At 35.1% G+C, this 15,683-nt stretch carries 13 protein-coding genes and 2 pseudogenes; 2 read left to right on the forward strand and 13 right to left on the reverse strand.

Features of this window, described 5'->3' with window-relative positions; all coding sequences use genetic code 11:
* Nucleotides 1–255 precede the first annotated feature (255 nt).
* The 8 genes and pseudogenes from RU93_RS11515 to rlmH all read right to left on the reverse strand — a co-directional run bounded on the left by RU93_RS11515 (nucleotide 256) and on the right by rlmH (nucleotide 10,433).
* Entirely contained in the window at nucleotides 256–1,185 is a 930-nt protein-coding gene (locus tag RU93_RS11515; protein WP_071875779.1) for a site-specific integrase, read from the reverse strand.
* 80 nt (nucleotides 1,186–1,265) lie between these two features.
* On the reverse strand, nucleotides 1,266–1,907 hold a 642-nt coding region (locus tag RU93_RS11520), incomplete at its 5' end, for a restriction endonuclease subunit S (protein WP_211272600.1).
* A 1-nt stretch (nucleotide 1,908) separates the two neighbouring features.
* Nucleotides 1,909–2,607 (reverse strand): annotated as a pseudogene (locus RU93_RS12325) (restriction endonuclease subunit S); the annotation flags it as partial.
* Nucleotides 2,608–2,646: 39 nt separating this feature from the next.
* Nucleotides 2,647–3,225 (reverse strand): annotated as a pseudogene (locus RU93_RS12330) (restriction endonuclease subunit S); the annotation flags it as partial.
* A complete protein-coding gene (locus RU93_RS11535; RefSeq protein ID WP_071875780.1) occupies nucleotides 3,225–4,847 on the reverse strand; it encodes a type I restriction-modification system subunit M in 1,623 nt (540 codons plus the stop codon). The gene RU93_RS11535 and the pseudogene RU93_RS12330, both read right to left, overlap by 1 nt.
* Before the next feature lie 513 nt (nucleotides 4,848–5,360).
* Nucleotides 5,361–7,370, reverse strand: coding sequence for a hypothetical protein (locus RU93_RS11540; RefSeq protein WP_169818124.1), 2,010 nt, complete (start codon nucleotides 7,368–7,370; stop codon nucleotides 5,361–5,363).
* A 119-nt stretch (nucleotides 7,371–7,489) separates the two neighbouring features.
* Nucleotides 7,490–9,874 (reverse strand): AAA family ATPase, encoded by a 2,385-nt coding sequence (locus RU93_RS11545; protein WP_071875782.1) that lies wholly within the window; start codon nucleotides 9,872–9,874, stop codon nucleotides 7,490–7,492.
* A gap of 79 nt (nucleotides 9,875–9,953) precedes the next feature.
* Complete coding sequence (gene rlmH / locus RU93_RS11550) at nucleotides 9,954–10,433, reverse strand: 23S rRNA (pseudouridine(1915)-N(3))-methyltransferase RlmH (RefSeq protein WP_071875783.1); 480 nt, start codon at nucleotides 10,431–10,433, stop codon at nucleotides 9,954–9,956.
* 352 nt (nucleotides 10,434–10,785) lie between these two features.
* Here rlmH and RU93_RS11555 point away from each other — a divergent pair, with 352 nt between their 5' ends.
* Entirely contained in the window at nucleotides 10,786–12,072 is a 1,287-nt protein-coding gene (locus RU93_RS11555) for a S1C family serine protease (protein ID WP_071875784.1), read from the forward strand.
* A gap of 43 nt (nucleotides 12,073–12,115) precedes the next feature.
* Here RU93_RS11555 and ytpR read toward each other — a convergent pair whose 3' ends face one another.
* Genes ytpR through pepA form a run of 5 tightly spaced genes read right to left on the reverse strand, consistent with a single transcriptional unit; the run spans nucleotide 12,116 to nucleotide 15,130 of the window.
* Entirely contained in the window at nucleotides 12,116–12,727 is a 612-nt protein-coding gene (gene ytpR, locus RU93_RS11560) for a YtpR family tRNA-binding protein (RefSeq protein WP_071875785.1), read from the reverse strand.
* Between the two features lie 51 nt (nucleotides 12,728–12,778).
* Complete coding sequence (locus tag RU93_RS11565) at nucleotides 12,779–13,186, reverse strand: DUF4430 domain-containing protein (protein WP_071875786.1); 408 nt, start codon at nucleotides 13,184–13,186, stop codon at nucleotides 12,779–12,781.
* 51 nt (nucleotides 13,187–13,237) lie between these two features.
* Nucleotides 13,238–13,696, reverse strand: a complete 459-nt coding sequence (locus RU93_RS11570) for a universal stress protein (protein WP_071875787.1) — start codon at nucleotides 13,694–13,696, stop codon at nucleotides 13,238–13,240.
* Between the two features lie 29 nt (nucleotides 13,697–13,725).
* Nucleotides 13,726–14,037: a thioredoxin family protein gene (locus RU93_RS11575; protein WP_071875788.1), complete on the reverse strand. Its 312-nt coding sequence runs from the start codon at nucleotides 14,035–14,037 to the stop codon at nucleotides 13,726–13,728.
* A gap of 16 nt (nucleotides 14,038–14,053) precedes the next feature.
* A complete protein-coding gene (gene pepA, locus RU93_RS11580; RefSeq protein WP_071875789.1) occupies nucleotides 14,054–15,130 on the reverse strand; it encodes a glutamyl aminopeptidase in 1,077 nt (358 codons plus the stop codon).
* Nucleotides 15,131–15,281: 151 nt separating this feature from the next.
* On the opposite strand from pepA, the gene RU93_RS11585 reads away from it, so the two are divergent.
* Nucleotides 15,282–15,626: a hypothetical protein gene (locus tag RU93_RS11585; protein ID WP_071875790.1), complete on the forward strand. Its 345-nt coding sequence runs from the start codon at nucleotides 15,282–15,284 to the stop codon at nucleotides 15,624–15,626.
* Nucleotides 15,627–15,683 lie beyond the last annotated feature (57 nt).

The following is a 15,683-nucleotide window of genomic DNA, read 5'->3' on the forward strand; positions in this document are numbered from 1 at the left end:
TTATGATTCCACCTATAAAAGAACAAGTTATAATTGGGGGGTTCTTCAAACAACTTGACGACACTATCGCCCTTCATCAAGATGCTATCCATAAGCTCCAACTACTTAAACAAAGTTTCTTACAAAAAATGTTTATCAATTAGTTTTAGATACATTAGACTATCCTTTAAATAGTACAAATAAAGCTCAGAAATTAGTTTTCAATCTAATTTCTGAGCTTTATTGCATTTTATGAGAAGGAACATTTCTAATATTTTAAATTAAACTTGCTAAATGTCTCATGATTTTTTCTGTATCTTGATGCTCTAATTCCTGAATGATATGAATATATGTTTCTTGTGTTGTTGAAATACTTGAATGACCTAATCTTTGAGCTACACTGGCGATTGATACACCAGCAAACAAGAGTAATGATGCGTGCGTATGACGCAAACTGTGAATACTGATAATCGGAATATCTGCTTTTATACACAATTTCTTCAAGTGATAATTAATCGTTGAATTAAATACACGTTCATTAACAAAAATGGGTTTATCAGGCTCCATATTTTTAATCAATTGAGAGAACTGCATAGCTGTTTGCCAGTCAATTTGGATTTTTCGATTGGAAGATTCATTTTTTGTTGGCTGAAAGAATCCTTGAGAATTTCGATAGTTCCAAGATTTATTAATTGATAATTTTTGACTCGAAAAATCAAAATCATTCGGAGTCAGTGCCAATGCTTCAGAAAATCTTATCCCAGTCTTAGTTATTAATAAGATGAACCAATCCCATGAAATTTCCGTAGTGAGATTTAGTTCCTTCAATAAACGCTGAACTTCAAATTGATTAATAAATTTCGGTTTTTTCTCAGCCGGTTTTTTTCCTTTGATAATGATTTTTCTAGTAGGATTTGTCGGGATCAATCCTTCATCAACGGCATCTAAAATCGAACCTTTCAATTGATGATGAAAATCCATTGTTGTTTGTTTTTCATGACTTAGTGCATAATCATTTAATAGTTGCTGGTAACTTCTTCGATCAAGTTCATATAATTTAAGTTGTGGGGCTAATTTCTTTAACCATTGCGAACTCATATAATACTTATCTAGCGTAATTGTTCGAACAGCTCCTTCTTTATAGAGCCCAATCCATTCCGAAAAATACTCATGAAAAAATTGTGTTGCTTTCTTTTTTTTTGCCATAACAAAAAACCTCCAAATAGAATATTAGTGACGAATCACTAATTTCTATTATTAAGAGGTTTGTTGAAAATAAAAAGTTTTTAAACAAACATTTTTTGTAAAAGACTTTTTTTAAGTAGTTTTAGCGTATCTAGAGCTTGCTGATGAAGAGCGATAGTATCGTCGAGAGACTGGAAGAAGGCGCCAATTTTTTGTTGTTCTTCAAAAGTATTGGGAATATTAACCTTAAGACTTGAAAAATCACGTTTAGTAATATGTGGTTGAGCTGAACCTACGTGATTTTTTTTCATAAACATATCTAAAATGTTCCCACGTAATACTGCCTCCATATAACTATCAGAAACTTCATTTCTTTTTAATGGTCTAAGTATTAACATTGCGGAATTAATTCTGATTGATGAATATTTATTATGGACAGACTCATTGTAATACGCAACATTTCCCAATGTTCCTCTACTTGTTAAAACAAAATCATATAATTCTAATTTACCACTTCTTAAACTATCGTCTTTTTCTTTAGAAATATATTTTGTGGTTTTAAATTCAAACCCATTTTTCTTTACATTCCCTGTATCAAGAAATAGTGTATTACCCTTTTCAAGGAAATCTTTTTCTCCGGGATAATTTTTGCCTCTATCACCATCTAATATATTAAAAACTTTAGATAACTTACGCTGTTCCCATTCTTCCTTAAAAGTTGCAAATCGGACAGTAGGAATGCGNTAACTTACGCTGTTCCCACTCTTCTTTAAAAGTTGCAAATCGGACAGTAGGAATGCGGGCCCCATTTACAGGAAAAAGCTTTTGAAGCATGGCTTTCTTCAAGCCTTGCTGATGCTGAATAGCATCTTGATGAAGGGTGATGGTCTCGTCTAGTTGTTTGAAGAATCCCCCAATCATAACTTGTTCTTTTATAGGTGGAATCATAATCTCTTGATTCCTAACCAATTCAGAATTTAAGTTCACCTGGCTCCCTGGTTGCCCATACTTGTGCCATTTTAGTCTAAACATCTCTAACCACTGAAACATAAATTCCCGGTCAAATATAGGATTCAAAAATATTAAAAAACCATCATGTACTCCAGTATTTACATAGTTTACAACTGGTTTTCCTACAGTAGCAGCAATACTCAACAATAAATGAGGTTCAAATAAAACCCTTGTTTTTTCCTGTCCGGCCTTAGAAATTTTTTGTTCTAAATACGTAATTCTTCCGTTTTGTTCAGTTACATCAGAGATTCTAAGCCACCCTACATTTGAATTAGAATCAAACCATTTCTTATCTTGAATTGGTCTAGGAGAGGCTCCACGAACAATTTCAGATAAATCTCCTAACTTACGCTGTTCCCACTCTTCTTTAAAAGTTGCAAATCGGACAGTAGGAATGCGGGCCCCATTTACAGGAAAAAGCTTTTGAAGCATGGCTTTCTTCAAGCCTTGCTGATGCTGAATAGCATCTTGATGAAGAGCGATAGTAGCGTCTAACTGTTTAAAGAAGCTACCAATTTTATTTTGTTCTTCTGAATCAGGAATAATTATAGAAATACCCAAATATTCTGAATTTCTAATATGAACTTGAGTGGAACCATTTTTCTCTTGGGATATAATTTTCCGAAATTTACTTGTATTTGTAAAAGAGATAAGGAAATTTTCATCAACTTCATCCTGTAGAACTAGATTGTATACACCTTGAGGCATTAGGTACCGGTGATCTTTTCCCTTTAACTTGACAATTCTTCCCATATTGGGGGCACTCGGAACCAAATCTCTGAGGGATGTCACCAATTCATCCGAGTAAACGCTTGAATTCTTATTTTTTTCAAAAAATTCTTTTGAAACATATTTACTCCCGGATAAATCAGCAATACCAGTCGAATTGATAGCACCTTTTGGAACAGTAGCTATTCCTTTGTCTTTGTAATCATCGGGAGCAATGGAAGCACCTCCACGCATAGTTTGAATCAAGTCTGAAAACTTACGCTGTTCCCAATCTTCTGTATACCCTTTGAAACGGATAACTGGAGCTTTTTTATTTCCCATTATTGCTCTTCAACTCCACTATTCCAAATTTTACCCAATTTAACAACTGCATTGTCTAATTTTTGTTGGTCTTCAGGATTTGAAGCGACGAGGTCTTGTAACATTACCATTAACTCCCTATGGTGACGTGTTAATTCAGATTCAATTTGTAATAAATCATCAGCTACTACTTCAATATCTATAGGCTCTTCTTCCTCAAACGTATCTACGTAGCGAGGAATATTTAAATTATAATCATTTTCTTTTATCTCATCGAGAGTCGCAATTTTTGAATACTTATTAATTTCTTTACGATGAATAACAGTATCCACAATTTTGTCCACATCTTCTGAACGTAATTTATTTTGACTTTTAATTTTTTGGAATTCTCTACTGGCATCTACAAATAAAATATCTGAATTTGAACGATTCTTTTTAAGAATGACAACACAAACAGGTATTGAGGTATTTAAAAATAATTTATCTGGAAAACCAATGACAGCCTCAATTTGATGTTTGTCAATTAACGACTTCCTGATACGACCTTCTGCTGCTCCACGGAATAAAACTCCATGAGGAAGAATAATTGCCATACGTCCCTTATCATCTAAGTGATATAGGCAGTGAAGCAAGAACGCATAGTCTGCTTTTGTTTTAGGTGCTACACCATATTCTCTCCAACGAGGGTCATCTTCTCGTTCTTTATTATCCCAATGAGCTGAATATGGAGGGTTAGCCATGACTGCATTAAACATTCTTGGGCTATCTTTTCCATCAACGACACCATCTGGCCAATCACTTTCAAGTGTATCCCCATGTTTAATATTAATATCATTATACTCGACACCATGCATCATTAAGTTCATTCGAGCTAGTCGATAAGGAGTGGCATCGCGTTCTTGTCCAAAATATTTAATCGTTCCACGCTTATTGGATTTTTTCATATAACTTGCCGTTGTGAGTAGTAATGAAGCTGAACCAACAGTAGGATCATAAATTGAAAAATTCTCTTTTTCTTCATGTCCATCAGTTAAAATCCGTGCCATTATATCAGATATTTCTCTAGGCGTATAATACTGCCCCATATCAGAAGCTAAAACTGTCGCAAATTGAGCAACTAAGTATTCATAAATATCAGAGACATTATCATTTCCATCAGATACATCGAATTCCGGTGTTGAAAGTAATTCGATCATAGAAATCATCACACTGGAACGCGCTTGAGCATTTGAACCTAAATCGGCACTATCAAATCGCATTCCATCAAAGATACCTTCAAAGTCGCTCTTAGCTGCAAACGCAATTTGTTGGTTAAAATGTCCGAAAGTATCACTCATCATACCTATATTAAAACGATCTTGGTCGATTGCAATCTTCCAATCACTAAAAAATTCCCCTGGTTGAATGGCGTAACCTAGATTCTTCTTCATATAATCCATCGCTCGTTGACTATCTTGATTAAAAACATCTTCCCATGTTTCACCACGCAACGTTTGGTCTAACCATTTTGTTGCTTTTTCAGATAGGTATTTATAAAATAAAATACCAAAAATATAATCTTTATAGGCGGTTAACCCAATTTGTCCTCTTGTTTGGTTCAACATACTCCACATTCTAGTCTGTTGTTCAGTTGATAATGCCATTTTCCTAGCCTCTTTCTAGTATGTTTTATAAAGCTCTTCATGCTTCATTTATATTTAGCGGTACTTTTTTTAATGTAACTCTACATATTAGCTTAAAATAATATGCAATGGATGTATGACAAAATTCTATTCATTTATTTCTACAGAAAAATGTAGACGTCTTCTATATATCGTTCACTACTAATTATAAAGCATCTATATTTTGAAAATCCATGTTATTTTTAATATACATACTTATCATTATCTCTCATTTTTCATATCTTAGACTTATGCAACTATTACCTTTTAAACCTCACCTATTTATGATACGGTTCACCGTGCTATACGTAAATGAGGATAGCAATTATACCTCTATCCCATATATTCGATTTTTTTATAAGTATACTTACGAATCTTTCTCATTTACCTCTTTTGCCCATATCATAAGTGGCTCATCTTCCTTTTTTAAAGAAAAAAACTTACATTTCTTTATTACTGCCACCAGAGCGTAGAGCATTTTTACCTGCTCTCATATTAACTTCCTTCTAGCTCTGCTGTGCAAAGATCATCATTTATCTTTATCATAATTGTTATTAATAATTTAAGAGCCTGCAAATAGTTTACATAATGCTCATTTTCATTATCATGACCAGAAGCTGTACCATGTAAATACTTGTTCCTTAAGTCATAACCATTAATAAATTTACTTTTATTCAGATAGTAATCTATATATTCAGATTCTTGCCTTGTTAATAATGTATTTTCAGCAACTAATGCTCCTTCATCCAGTAGCTTATCAACTTCTTGCTTTAGACTATCAGATAGCTTACTAGTTACAACTACACCGTTTATATGGATATAATAGTATATAAGTGTTCTATTCCTGTTGACCAGAACTATTTCATTATCGTCTTTTACTGTCACATAATCATGTTCAACAAGCCAATTTAAAGACGGTTTTTGATAATCCTCTATGTCATGTAAGTAAAGTTTATCAGCATACAACCTTTCAATGAGTGTATTATATTGACTATGTCCATAATTCGGAAAATAAGTAATATCACTTTGATCAGAAAACATAATATTCCTCAAAACTCTGGCTTCGTTATTATCTGGCGCTATATACACGTATCTGTCATTCGTCATGCTTGGGCATTCAGAAAAAGGTGACGGCTTGCTTTCCATTTGCACAAGCTCTTCCTCAATGTAACCATCCTCTAGATAAAATTTATATTTTTTAATTATGCTTTCAATAGTTGGAAATATTGATTTACACTTTTCAAAACTCGGATTATCTATAGGTGGTAGCTTAACGTTAAAGTCCACAATATAAAATTCCTCTTTTAGATAGACATTGAAGAACCATTCAATTATTGTTTCTAAATCTTTATTTTTACCTCTTAAAAATGTGTAATAAACATGCATTTGTGCTAAAGATAAAGATTCTCTCAACGAGAAGGCTGCATTAATCTTATATTCTTTTTTATGAGTAAAACCAAATCTTTCAAAAACACTTGCATATATTGCATTGTATGGAAAGTTAGAGACCATATTATTATTTACGAACTCAAATATGTATATAAAGTTGTTTAATAACGTTGGATTATCAAGATTTGACTCTAGCCATTCTTTATCAACTTCTGTTCCTACTTTACTTAATGTGAAATGTTGCTTTACAATACCCTCTACATTTTCTTTGAACTCGACTACGATATCAGTTCCCTGCCCACTACCACTTTTAAAGAGTTCACTTTCAAGTCTTTCACTTACTCTTTTTGCTTTTAGTTTGACTCTCACATCAAGAGAAAACTCTTTCGTATTCTGTACATTACTAAGAAGCCTAGTGTAATTCAAATTTGGATTATCTAAATTCAGATAGGCGTTAATAATATATTCTTTATCTTCTATAGTTAATGATTGTGGTAAATATGGTTTCTCTTGTTCGTTCATATTCTTTAATAAATATTTATCCAAAAGTAAATTTGTACTTTCCTCTATATAGATAAACATATACTCTCTTAATTCTGTATCATATTTTCTTACTAGTTTATATTGTTTGAATATTTGCCATGCAAATACATCAAGTTTATCAAGAAACACTTTTAATCTGCTTTCTGAAATGTCACTCATTTTTCTATTTCCTATTATTTCCCAAAAAGACTCCTTGTATCTGAAATCAACTTCTTCATACTCTACTAATATGTCTGAATGCTGATTAATATACTCACCTAATGACGAATTAGCTACATTATTTTTTTCTTTAAGCCATTCTTCTTTATCTTCACCTATGTATAATAGAAACGTATCATCCTTTACATACTTAATTATATTATACAGTTCTAAGGCTTCATTGATATTCTCTATCACATGATCTATCTTCAACTCCTTATAAACTTCTTTAGCCTTCTCTAGCATATATCCTTTTGCCAAATCAGGACCTTTGTAGTACTCCACACCTCTATACCTTTGCTTTACTATACTTCTCCCTTCTTTCTCCAATATTCTTTTATAAACTCCCAATCTGCTTTCTTTTTTAATTTCCAAAATTGAATAATGGTTAGTTTTTTACGTTATTTAACCAATAATTTCTTTGCCAAAAAACCCTCATTTACTTATGATACGGTTCTCCGTATTACATCTAAGTGCGGTTTTTTCAACATTAATTACTGGCAAGAATCTAATAATGCATCAAACTGCTTTTTATCAATTTCTTTCATCTTATCAAATATTTGATTAACAACTTCGTCAAGTTCAGGTATATCGAAAGGCTTCCAAGCTCTCTCTATAAAAGTCAAGTGCGAAAACTCGTTAATAATTCTGTTAATTAAAATTGGAACGTGCCCATCAAACATCATCTCTAGCCGCTTCATCAGTGAGTCATTATTGGGATATCGATAAAATGTATATAACTCAAGAAACTTTCTTATATTATTTGGTAAATTATAAATATTAGTATAAGAATTTTCAGCCTTCTTTTGCTTATCTCCTCTTGTAGGTTTATAAACATTATACATCTCTTGGAACAGATAATTGAATTCTGTTACATACTCACGAAGGTGATAAGGCATCGGTACAATAGTACTTTTTGTATCTACACCTTTTCTGTGTTTTTCTATACATAGGTAAGAACATTCTTCTCCTGTAACTGACAATCTCTTAAGATACTTTAGAAAATCTAAGTTATGCGTTGAAATAAAAAGTTGCTTAAGTTTTCTTTGCTTAGCAATCCGGGCTTCTATAATACTGAATATAAAGAAAACATGGTTGTTATCAAGACTTGAGATAGGATCATCAATATAAATAATAAGTTTTTCATTTGATGGTATAGGTAACTCAACCTCTGTTCCATCATCTAAAATTCTCTTAGGGATATAGAATAAGTCGTCTATTCTCGATATAAAATAGCAGAATGATATTAGACTACATTCCCCATCACTCAAATTATTTGCAAGTATTCCATTACGCTTGATTTCATATTCAATCAGTCCATCTCTTTCGAATGGCTCTAGCTTGATATCATCACTTCCAAAATATAGCTCTAAGTAACTATTTACACGATCTGCGCCTTTCGATTCATCTTTTTGCATAGCTTTTTTCAATTCGATTTGTTCTTTAGTCTCGGATATTTTCTTCTCAATTTCGCTAAATTCTCTTATACTTAAATCTCTTTCAGCCTTTATCGACTCTAATTTTTTTACATTTACAAAGTAGTTTGATTCATTAAGAAATTCTTTTATATCAGACAAAAGAATCTCCCTCTGTATTGATTCTTTATCCTTCCTTAAAGATGTAGTCTTTGAATTATTACTCTGAATCAGTGTTTCAAATTCCCTTTCAATATCTGATAAATCATTTAATATAGATATATCAAAATTAAAAGTTAATTTTTCAGTCTCTTTAGTTTCCTTTATGCGAAGTACTTCTACTAAATCTTTTATATATTCTACAAATTCATCTCTTTTTTTATCCCACTTTTCATACACTTGAAGATAGTCTGATTGGTTTGAAATATAAAAATCCTTTTTCTGATGATTAAACTGCTTCCCAATTTTCTGAATCAATCTTGATAATTCATCAATCAAGAAGTTTATACGTTCCCTCATTTCTTTACTTTCATTATTAAAACAAGCATTTAATTGGTTCCATCTTGATTGTGAAAAAGGTGATCCGCAAAATTTACATTCACTGTGGTCATGCTCATGATATGCAATTCCTTCAATTACCCATCTCTTAATCAGATCATCAATCACCAATTTATTTAAATCCTCTGTTACAGAAATCGTCTTACTTAATATATTCATCGATTCGCTGATAATAATTTTAATTTCTTTATATCTAAGAGCATAATATGGAATATTAGGTAACTCTTGTTCATCTAGCTGCTTTTGTTTAGATTGACGATTAACATAGTTAAGCTGCGTCGCTATTTTTGCTTCTGAAAAATCTCTTTGTAAATGGGTCTTATTATACGGATCTCGACCGTATAGTATTTGGTTACGTCGAATATTTGCTGCAAATGTAGTCATTCTACTTTCAATATCAAAAGCCTTAACAAAATCGTTGTAGCTTTTAGTCATATTATATTTGTTTTTTTCTAACGTAATTTTATCAACTTCATATCCTAATTTGGTATCATCATTTCTTAGTATTAGTTCTAACGTCTTAATCTCATCTCTAATTTCTACATTATCAGAACCAAGAATAGCAAATGGTTGTATAGAACCATCACGATTGTGTAACCATCCTAGATTTTCTCTTATAAAATCCGAATTGAAAACTCTTACAAAATAATCCGAACTAAAATTATCTATCTCATGAGAATCAATTTTTGTTCCGTCATCGAATGTAAAATTATAATCAACATCGAGATAATCATTATGTTGATTTCTTTTTTCAAGAGTCTGGAAAATTCTAGAAAGTGTTGTCTTACCTGAGTAGTTATGACCATAAATAATATTAAGTTTATTGAATCTAAACTTGTCATCACCTTTTCTCCAAATAAACTCTTGGTAACTCCCGTATTTCTTAATGTCTAGACTACGTATCATTGTATATCTCCCCCTGTTCATTATATATATAATTTTCTTCACACCTAACTCACATCACAGTAAACAGGAAAAACCTCATTTATTTGTGGTACGGTTCACCTCGGTTAATCCGGAAGCTGCGATAAATTTGTTCGACTAAGATGAGACGCATTAATTGATGGGGATACGTCATCTTGCCAAACGAAATTTGGGATTGACTGCGCTGTAAGACGCGATCACTCAGACCTAAGGACCCACCGATCACAAAGACCAATTGGCTCTTTCCCTGAATGCCTAACTGGTTGATTTGTTGTGCTAATTGTTCACTACTTGGATTTATCCCGTCAATCGCTAAGGCAAAAACATACTCTTGTTCTTTGATTTTGGCTAGAATGCGATCGGCTTCTTTGTCTTTAATTTGGATCATTTCTGCCGGACTGAGATTTTCTGGCGCTTTTTCATCGGCCACTTCAATCAATTCGATTTTAGCATACGCTCCTAACCGTTTCACGTACTCATTGATTCCTTGAACTAAATATTTTTCTTTTAGTTTTCCAACGCTAATAATTTTTATATTCATTTTATCCATCCTCTCATTTAAGAAATTCTTAAGTTCTCAACAAAGTTGTGCACACTATGCACAGGGTTATCCACAGATTACGAAGAGAAAATCCTTGTTTTCATCGTGTTTTTGACAAGAACATGTGTTTCATCTTTATTTATACCCATTATCCACAAGCTTGTGTGTAACTCTTTTTCCCTTTTTACACATCGTTTTCCACTCGTTTTCCACATTCAAAATAAGAATTTTTTTCATGAAATCACAATTATTTCTGCTTCTTTTTTTCATACTTAATTCAAACTCTCTTAGTAGACTAATACTCGAAAGTAATATTATACTATACATAAGAGATCAACAAGGAGGAATTTATATGTCAAGAAAAGACGTAACACCGTATAAAAAAAATAGTAGCTTTAAATCTTTTGTCATTAGTTTAACTGGCGGTCTTTTAGGCGGCATGTTAATGTTAGGTGGTTTTTATACATTTGGTTCACCTTCTGATACGAATCCTAATTCAAATACAACGACAACCAGTAGTAACCTTGGTGGCGCAGAGATCAGTAATGTCAAAGTGAATGCAACGAGTGACATTACGAGTGCTGTCGAAAAAGTTCAAGGTGCCGTGGTTTCTGTCATTAATTTACAAAGTGAGCAATCACTTGATAACGGATTAGGCGATTTTTTTGGTGGCAGTGAGAGTACAACTGGTCAAGATCAAACGTTAGTCCCAGCTTCTGAAGGAAGTGGTGTCATCTATAAAAAAGAGGGCAACTCAGCTTACGTTGTCACAAATAATCATGTGGTAGAAGGCCAAAAAGGATTACAAGTGTTACTAAAAGACGGCTCTACTGTTGAAGCTGAACTCATTGGGACAGATGTCTTCACTGACTTAGCTGTCTTAAAAATTTCAGCCGAAAACATTGATACTGTCGCAACCTTCGGCGATTCTGACTCTTTAAAAGTCGGTGAACCGGCTATCGCGATTGGTTCTCCATTAGGTTCTGAGTATGCGAACTCTGTGACGCAAGGGATTATTTCTTCCTTGAATCGTCCAGTTCAAAGTACGAATGAAGCCGGCGATCTGATTAGTATTAACGCGATTCAAACAGATGCTGCGATTAATCCAGGTAACTCTGGAGGCGCATTAGTCAATATCGCTGGACAAGTCATCGGGATTAACTCAAGTAAGATTGCGAGTTCTGCCGGTTCCGGTGTCAGCGTTGAAGGAATGGGCTTTGCCATCCCTAGTAATGATGTGGTGACAATTATCAAACAATTAGAAGCACAAGGGGAAGTCATTCGTCCTGCACTTGGTGTGACCATGATTGACCTAAGCAGCATTTCTGTCCAACAACAACGAGAAATTCTAAACTTACCTGAATCCGTGACAAGTGGTGTTGTGATTCGGAGTGTTGCAGGGGCAACCCCAGCAGAAAAAGCTGGATTGCAACAATACGACGTTGTGACTAAAATTGACGGCGAAGAAATTTCAAGTAGTCAAGATTTACGTGCCCTTCTTTATCAGAAAAAATTAGGCGATTCAATGGAAATCACCTTCTATCGTGGCGATAGTGAGCAAACCGTCACTGTGGAGTTAACCGTTGACCAATCCATTCTTCAACAAGAAGAGCAACAACAACTAGAACCAAATCAATAATCATGATTACGAAAAAACGTCTACTAAAAAGTAGACGTTTTTCTTATCTTCCAGGGGTAAAGGCTTCTCCAACGACTGCATCTGGTCCTAATTCTAAAATACCACGTTGCATTGCCGCATTTGGTAATTGAAGTTCTTTTGCGGAACAAACCATTCCAAAACTAGCGACTCCACGAAGCTCACCAGGCCAAATTAATAAGCCATCAGGCATCATCGCACCAGGTTTTGCTACCACGACTTTCAACCCTTTACGAATATTAGCTGCACCACACACAATTTGTAATACTTCTGCGTTGTCGACTTCAATTTCTGTCACCGATAAATGGTCGCTATCTTCATGTGGGACACACGTTTTAACGAGTCCGACAACAAATTTTGGTGAATGATCGGGCACTAAAACATCGCTAAAGCCTGCTTTTTTGATTAAGTCGTTTAAATGCGCTAGTTGTTCATCATTGATTTGGACTTGACCAGTTCCTTTGATGGTAAATTCCTTTGAGATCTCAAAGAAATTCCAACCAATCACACGACCATCCTCTGTCGTTAAACGAGCCACGTTCTCACGTCGTTCGACTTGTTGTTCCATATTTTGATCATCTTGTGTCACGACCATTAACGTATCGCTCACATATTTTGGGTTGTATGCAAAAATCACACGAGTTCCTCCTCTAATTTTATCCTTGCTTATTGTAACAGAAATGCAAGCTTATTTCATCTCTTCTAATTTAAAGAGGATTTCATCTCCAGCCTGTAATGCTAATTCTTTTGCTCCTTTTAAGGCCATCTCACCATTGATATCATAAAGCCAATATTTATTAGCGGCTTCATCTTGCGTCATCCCATCAATACTTGTAATAAAACCATCTTGATGAACGATTTCAAAATGTTCATCCATCACATCAAAGACTACCGCACCTGGTTCAAACGATACCACTTCTTTTGTGATTTCTTTGCCATCTTCTTGCAAGATAATCGTCGCGGTTTGCTCAACGGGTGCGACGCTTTCTTGTGTGGTGGTAGTGGACACTGTTGCTTCGTTCGCTTGGGTTGTACAGCCACTGACCAAGAACATTCCGAGAATGAGTCCACTTAATAATAATTGTTTTTTCTTCATAACGATTTCCTTCTTCCCAACAAAAGAGCCGAAAATTTCGGCTCTTTTTGTCTATTGCTTTTCTTCTGGTGTTGCAATTACTAATACATCACAGGGCGCTTTTAAAATGACATAACTGGCAACACTACCGACCATCATCTTTTCGACGGCGTTTAAACCAGATTGGCCAACCATCAGAAGATCAATCTGATGGTTCCGCGGTAATTCCGTCGCTAAAATACTTTTCGCTTGACCAAAGACCATCACTTTTTCAATCGCGGTAAACTGAACCGACTCCCCGTAAGCCACACACTCTTCTAGTAAGAGATTCGCACGCTCGCTTTCTGCTTCGACAAAGTCATCACTAAAGGAAGAAGTGCCAACCATTAGGGGAATTTGTGGTTCAATAATGGTCGCAACAATGACCGTTCCTTGATTTCTTCGCGCAACTTCTACTGCCTTTTTGAACGCTTCCGTGGCATGCTCGGACCCATCAACACCGACTAAAATCTTCTTGTAGGTTTGTTCCATTGTCTTCACGCTCCTGATTGATTCATTTTTTATAATTGACGGATAAAGGCCGCAATTTCTTCTTTTGTTTTACGATTTTTATTGACGAGACGGCCAACCTCTTCCCCATCTTTAATCACGATAAAACTTGGAATACCAAAGATTCCCCATTGGGCGCAAAGATCAATATAATCATCACGATCCACATGAATCCACTGATATTCTGGAAATTCCGCTTCTAATTCTGGCATGACAGGATAAATGAAACGGCAATCGCCGCACCACTCAGCCGTGAAGAAAAAGATATTGTTCCCTTTTTCTACATAAGTCGCCAGTTCTTCTAAACTTTTTGGCGTAATCATCGAATCCCTCTCTTCTTTATTTCCCCGCGATTATGGTATCGACGGTTGATTGATCTAATCCTTTCAAAATTTGAATAAGCATTTCTTTGGCTGCTTCAAAATCTTGAATACTAAACATTGTTTGATGCGTATGAATATAACGTCCCGCTACGCCAATCACGGTACTTGGAATGCCTTCATTGGCTGTATGAGCCGCGCCAGCATCCGTTCCACCTTTTGAAACAAAGTATTGGTAAGGAATCTTGTGCGTTTGAGCAGTATCAAGTAAGAACTCTTTCATCGCGGGTAACATAATCAAGCCTGGATCAAAAATGCGCAATAACGTTCCTTCCCCTAAATGACCAAATGTGCCATTTTTGGTGATCGTATCATCTGCCGGCGAACAATCCACTGCAAAAAATAAGTCTGGCTTAAATTTTCGCACAGAAGGTCCTGATCCACGTAAACCAACTTCTTCTTGCACGTTCGCGCCTGCGATTAACGTATGTTGTAATGCTTCGTCTTTTAACGCTTCTAAGGCCTCTAAGACTAATGTACAACCGTAACGGTTATCCCACGCTTTGCCGATAATATTCTTGCCATTGGCTGTTTTAATGGTTTCAACTTGTGGCACCACCGTATCTCCTGGACAAAGCCCAAATTCAATGGCTTCTTCTTTGGATTCAAAACCAGCGTCAAATAAAATATCCGCAACCTCGACATTCTTTTGTCCAGCAGCGCCTCTCAAAAGATGCGGCGGAACAGAAGAAGAAATACAAGGATAGTTCCCTTTTGCGGTCTTAAGTGTATATCGTTGCGCCGAAACCACATACGGGTTCCAACCACCTAAAGGCGTTACTTTAAATAATCCACGATCCGTAATTTGAGTCACCATAAAACCGACTTCATCCATGTGCGCCGCTACCATAATGCGCGGAGCATCCGCATTTTCGTGTTCACGAATGCCAAAGATTCCGCCTAATCCATCTTGTTCCACGCGGTCGACTAGCGGTGTCATCGCATCACGCATATACGCACGAACTTCATGTTCAAAACCACTTGTCCCTTGAAGTTCCGTTAATTCTTTGATTCGTTGAAATGTTTTTTCATTCATTTTTGTCGTCTGATCGTTATCAAACGTTCGCCTCCTCTATCTTTCACTCTTTTCATTATAACGCAATTTTCAGCTTTTTTGGCATTTACTTATCGGTTTTTTTCGTGCTGTGGTAAAATGAAAGAACAAACGGAAGTGAGGAGAAATTACTATGTCAAATACACGTTATTTTTCACCATTAAAAACAGGTTTTATGATTGGAACTGGAATTGGTTTAGCTGCCGGCATTGCGAGTACGTTATGGGTAAAGCAACACACCACTAAAAGTCCAAACCAAATATTAGAAGAGATTAAACGCTCTTTCCTAGCAGAAGGTCCAATCGAAGGCTCATGGATCGAACATGAAGCGACTTTTATTGACCACATTGTCCGTGAAACAAAAGCCTATAGCGGCGGTATCGTACGTTACGAAGATGATGAACTCGTTGTATACGAATTTTTAGCCGATGCTCACTCTGGAACGATTTTAAGTATTAGTCAACTCGAAGGAATTTAAAAAAAACTGCCTTTCACGCTTTCAAGTGTAGTGACCCCTTTAAGTTAGACTTTTTAG

The sequence above is a fragment of the Enterococcus aquimarinus genome, from assembly GCF_001885765.1.
GTDB lineage: Bacteria > Bacillota > Bacilli > Lactobacillales > Enterococcaceae > Enterococcus_I > Enterococcus_I aquimarinus.

Bases quoted from the DNA above. Each gene is read 5' to 3' on its own strand.
- RU93_RS11515 (WP_071875779.1), bottom strand. From the start codon at position 1,185: ATGGCAAAAAAAAAGAAAGCAACACAATTTTTTCATGAGTATTTTTCG.
- RU93_RS11555 (WP_071875784.1), top strand. From the start codon at position 10,786: ATGTCAAGAAAAGACGTAACACCGTATAAAAAAAATAGTAGCTTTAAA.
- RU93_RS11585 (WP_071875790.1), top strand. From the start codon at position 15,282: ATGTCAAATACACGTTATTTTTCACCATTAAAAACAGGTTTTATGATT.
- pepA (WP_071875789.1), bottom strand. From the start codon at position 15,130: ATGAATGAAAAAACATTTCAACGAATCAAAGAATTAACGGAACTTCAA.
- RU93_RS11565 (WP_071875786.1), bottom strand. From the start codon at position 13,186: ATGAAGAAAAAACAATTATTATTAAGTGGACTCATTCTCGGAATGTTC.
- rlmH (WP_071875783.1), bottom strand. From the start codon at position 10,433: ATGAATATAAAAATTATTAGCGTTGGAAAACTAAAAGAAAAATATTTA.
- RU93_RS11535 (WP_071875780.1), bottom strand. From the start codon at position 4,847: ATGGCATTATCAACTGAACAACAGACTAGAATGTGGAGTATGTTGAAC.
- RU93_RS11545 (WP_071875782.1), bottom strand. From the start codon at position 9,874: ATGATACGTAGTCTAGACATTAAGAAATACGGGAGTTACCAAGAGTTT.
- RU93_RS11575 (WP_071875788.1), bottom strand. From the start codon at position 14,037: ATGATTACGCCAAAAAGTTTAGAAGAACTGGCGACTTATGTAGAAAAA.
- RU93_RS11570 (WP_071875787.1), bottom strand. From the start codon at position 13,696: ATGGAACAAACCTACAAGAAGATTTTAGTCGGTGTTGATGGGTCCGAG.